Genomic DNA, 4,190 nt, shown 5'->3' with positions numbered 1-4,190 from the left:
CTGCCGGAAGGTCTTTCCCTGGACGGCGGCAGGCGACCCGGCCAGAGGCGCGCCGGCGGGGCCGGAACCGGCGCCTGTACGTCCGGCGTCGGGGTCAGCCAACCGGACCGTGAAACCCGAATCGTGGTGCGATGACTGCATATCTTGACTCTAAACCCGCGCAATGAAATACGCGATACAGCCCCGACGGCGATCCGCCGCCGCGCAGCCCCGGCCCCGCCGCGGCACAACCACTGCCGCGCCGCGGCACAACCACTGCCGCGCCGCGGCACAACGACAGACGTTTCAATGCGCAGCGCCCGGTCCGAGGGGGAGTAGTCTGTGATGTCGTGGGTGCAATTCGTATTTGTTCTAGGTCTGCCTGCCGCAATTCTGCGGTGGCCACTTTGACGTACGTTTACGCCGACTCCACGGCCGTTCTGGGTCCGCTGGCGACGTACGCCGAACCGCACTGCTACGACTTGTGCGAACAGCACGCCGATTCGCTGACCGTGCCGCGCGGCTGGGAAGTCATGCGGCTGGCGATGCCCGCAACTCCGGCCGGTCCCGGCCCCGACGACCTCCTGGCCCTCGCCAACGCGGTCCGCGAGGCGGCCTCACGTCCGGCTGCGGGGGAGACGGCGAAGGGGCAGCGCACGCTGCACCCGGCGCTGGAGGCACCGGCCCCGGCCGAGGGCGCCCGGCGCGGACATCTGCGCGTCCTGCGCGAACCTTCCTAAGGCTCCAACTGGCGGTAGGGTGGAAACTGCAAAAAGCCGTCAGCCACTCAGCCACCGGCGCCCTGTTGCGGCGCCCATCAGGGAGCGTTCACCATGCCCAAGCTCAGTTCCGAACTGTTGTCTGTCCTGCGATGCCCCGTCACCGGCTCCAGCCTGGTGCAGGAAGGCGACGAGCTCGTCACCGTCACGGCAGATGGCGCCGGGAACAAGCTGCGGTACAAAATCGAGGACGGCATCCCGCTGCTGCTGCCGCCGGAACTGCTGCCCGCCGCAGCGGCGGCCCCCGCTGACCAGCACGACGCGAAGCTGCACGACGCCGCCCCGCGCCACGCCGCGGAATAGCCGCCCCAAAACGCCGCCGGGCACCCATCGGGGAGGCCCGCGGCACCGAATGACTGCTTAGATCCTGCTCCAATCCAGAATCGCCCAGCTCCAGACACGCGATGCCACCGGCCACAACAAAGGACTCAGATGACTTTCGATTACAAGATTGCGGACATTTCCCTGGCCGAGGCGGGCCGCCACCAGATCCGCCTCGCCGAGCACGAGATGCCCGGACTCATGTCCCTGCGCGAGGAGTTCGGCGCCAGCCAGCCGCTCAAGGGCGCCCGGATCGCCGGATCCCTGCACATGACCGTCCAGACCGCGGTGCTGATCGAGACCCTTACCGCCCTCGGCGCCGAAGTCCGCTGGGCCTCCTGCAACATCTTCTCCACCCAGGACGAAGCCGCCGCCGCAGTGGTGGTTGGCAACGGAACCGTCGAGGACCCCCAGGGCGTCCCCGTCTTCGCCTGGAAGGGCGAGACGCTGGAGGAATACTGGTGGACCGCCCAGCAGATCCTCACCTGGCCGGGCGCCGACGCCAACCCTGGGCTGGGCCCGAACATGATCCTGGACGACGGCGGCGACGCCACCATGCTGGTGCACAAGGGTGTCGAGTTCGAGGCCGCCGGCGCTGTCCCAGCCGCCGCCGAGGACGAGTCCGAGGAAGGCCGGGTGTTCCTCGACGTGCTGCGCGCATCCCTCGAGGCCGACCCGCAGAAATGGACCCGCATCGGCGCCCTCCTGCTCGGCGTCACCGAGGAGACCACCACGGGCGTGCACCGCCTGTACCAGCTGGCGGAGCAGGGCAAGCTGCTCTTCCCGGCGATCAACGTCAACGACTCTGTCACCAAGAGCAAGTTCGACAACAAGTACGGCATCCGCCACTCCCTGCCGGACGGCATCAACCGCGCCACCGATGTCCTGATGGGCGGCAAGGTCGCCGTCGTCTGCGGATACGGCGACGTCGGCAAGGGCGCAGCGGAGGCCTTCCGCGGCCAGGGTTCGCGCGTGATCGTCACGGAGATCGACCCGATCTGCGCGCTCCAGGCGGCCATGGACGGCTACCAGGTCGCCAAGCTGGAATCCGTGCTCAGCGAAGGCCACATCTTCATCACCACCACGGGCAACAAGGACGTCATCATGGCCAAGCACATGGCCGAGATGCGTGACAAGGCCATCGTGGGCAACATCGGGCACTTCGACAACGAGATCGACATGGCCGGGCTGGCGCGGGTCCCCGGCATCAAGAAGGTCGAGATCAAGCCCCAGGTGCACGAGTGGGTCTTCGAAACTGACCCGGCCACGGGCAAGGGCGGCCGCTCCATCATCGTCCTGTCCGAAGGCCGCCTGCTGAACCTCGGCAACGCCACCGGACACCCCTCGTTCGTCATGAGCAACTCTTTCGCCAACCAGACGATCGCCCAGATTGAACTGTTCACGAAGGCCGGCCAGCCCGAGGGCGAGCGGGAATACGAGAACCAGGTGTACGTCCTGCCCAAGATCCTGGACGAAAAGGTCGCCCGCCTGCACCTGGGTGCCCTCGATGTGGAGCTGACCGAGCTGTCCAAGGAACAGGCCGAGTACCTGGACGTCGACGTAGCCGGACCGTACAAGCCCGGCCACTACCGCTACTAGGAACCCTCCCAAAGGGCCCCGGACGAAGGTCCGGGGCCCTTTGCTGTGACCGTTTTGGGGGCGCTTTTGTAACCGGATCGTGGTCGAATCGGGCCGGGGTTCCAAGGTAATTCGCTTATGCTGGCAGGATGACGTGTGGAAACGCCCGGGTCCTGTGATGGCCCTGAAAACCTGGAGTACCGGCCGAAAGATCGCCCTGCTGGGGGTGCTCTGTGCCCTGGCAGCCGGCGGCGGAGCCTTCGCCGCGGCGGCTCCGGGGCTGGCCCAGTCCGGGATTTCCTCCGAGGCCGGATCCCCGGCCCGGACGACGCCGGGACTCGCCGTCCCGGTGGTCGCCCCCGCTGAACTGGCCGTCTCGCCCGCCGACGGCGCCAAGCAGGTCAACCCTGCGGCGCCGGTTTCCCTCAAGGTCACGAACGGCCGGATTGACCGCGTGGCCCTGACGAGCGATGACGGCGACACCGTTGACGGCACCCTGGGCACGGACGGGTCCACCTGGACGTCCTCCGGCAACCTGACGTTCAACACGCGGTATAACTTCACGTACTCCGTGGTGGACGACGCGGGACGCGAGACACACAGCACGCGCGCGTTCACCACCGTCTCGACCGCCAACGAGGCTGACGCCGCCATATACCCCTTGGACGGGATGAAGGTGGGTGTGGCCCAGCCCCTGCAGATCACCTTCAGCGAGCCTGTCCTGAACCGGACCGCCGTCGAAAAGGCCATCAAAATCACCTCGACGTCCGGCCAGGTGGGTGATTTCCACTGGTTCAACAACAACACTGTCAGGTACCGGCCGGAGGCCTTCTGGGCCGCGAACAGCACCATCACCATGGACATGAAGCTGTTCGGCGTTGAGCTCGGCAACGGGCAGGTCGGCAACTTCAACAAGACGGTAACGGTCCACATCGGGGACAAGAAGGTGGCCGTCGCCGACGCCAAGGCCCATACGTTCTCCGTCAGCATCAACGACAAGCCGGCCGGCCACTGGCCGGCGACCATGGGCGACACCCGGTTCCCGTCGGCACGGGGCTTCCTCGTGTTCATGGAGAAGCACCGTGTGGAGCACATGGATGCCTCCACGATCGGGCTCAAACCGGGGGACCCGGCCTACTACGGCCAGCTGGACGTCAACTACGCCACGCGCCTGACGCCCAGCGGGGAATTCATCCACCAGGCCACGGAGTCCGCGATGCCCTACATCGGCAAGACGAACCTCTCCCATGGCTGTATCGGCCTGGGCCCGGACGGCGCGAAGTGGGTGTTCGACAACATGACCACCGGCGACGTCGTCCAGGTGGTGAACACCGAGGGGGAGTACGCCAACTTCGATGACGGCTTCGGGGACTGGAACATCCCTTGGGCCCAATACGCCAACTGACGGGGTGGCACCTCGCTGAGCCCAATCCTCGGACGGTAGGCTCAGAGCCAGATAAGTTGCGCAGCCGGGCGCAGGCCGGGCAGCGCAGAAGCCTACGGAAGCGAAGCTCCACGTGACTGACAAGAGTC

At 66.7% G+C, this 4,190-nt stretch carries 4 protein-coding genes; all 4 read left to right on the top strand.

The genetic code is table 11. The annotated features are described in order from the left end of the window. The first annotated feature begins 329 nt into the window (after positions 1 to 329). The gene (locus AC1D1S_RS19630; RefSeq protein ID WP_028276503.1) at positions 330 to 719 is read left to right on the top strand and encodes a DUF3499 domain-containing protein; all 390 of its coding nucleotides are present in this window, start codon (positions 330 to 332) and stop codon (positions 717 to 719) included. 93 nt (positions 720 to 812) lie between these two features. Next, the gene (locus AC1D1S_RS19625; RefSeq protein ID WP_243179906.1) at positions 813 to 1,061 is read left to right on the top strand and encodes a hypothetical protein; all 249 of its coding nucleotides are present in this window, start codon (positions 813 to 815) and stop codon (positions 1,059 to 1,061) included. Positions 1,062 to 1,190: 129 nt separating this feature from the next. Next, positions 1,191 to 2,678 carry an adenosylhomocysteinase gene (gene ahcY / locus AC1D1S_RS19620; protein ID WP_243179904.1) on the top strand — a complete coding sequence of 496 codons (1,488 nt, stop codon included), beginning with the start codon at positions 1,191 to 1,193 and terminating at the stop codon, positions 2,676 to 2,678. Positions 2,679 to 2,835: 157 nt separating this feature from the next. Further along, positions 2,836 to 4,062 (top strand): L,D-transpeptidase, encoded by a 1,227-nt coding sequence (locus AC1D1S_RS19615; protein WP_243179902.1) that lies wholly within the window; start codon positions 2,836 to 2,838, stop codon positions 4,060 to 4,062. Positions 4,063 to 4,190: the final 128 nt, after the last annotated feature.

This window comes from Arthrobacter sp. P1_A5, from assembly GCF_056406825.1.
Note: the sequence above shows the minus strand (reverse complement) of the source record. Positions and strands in the feature narration are given on the sequence as shown.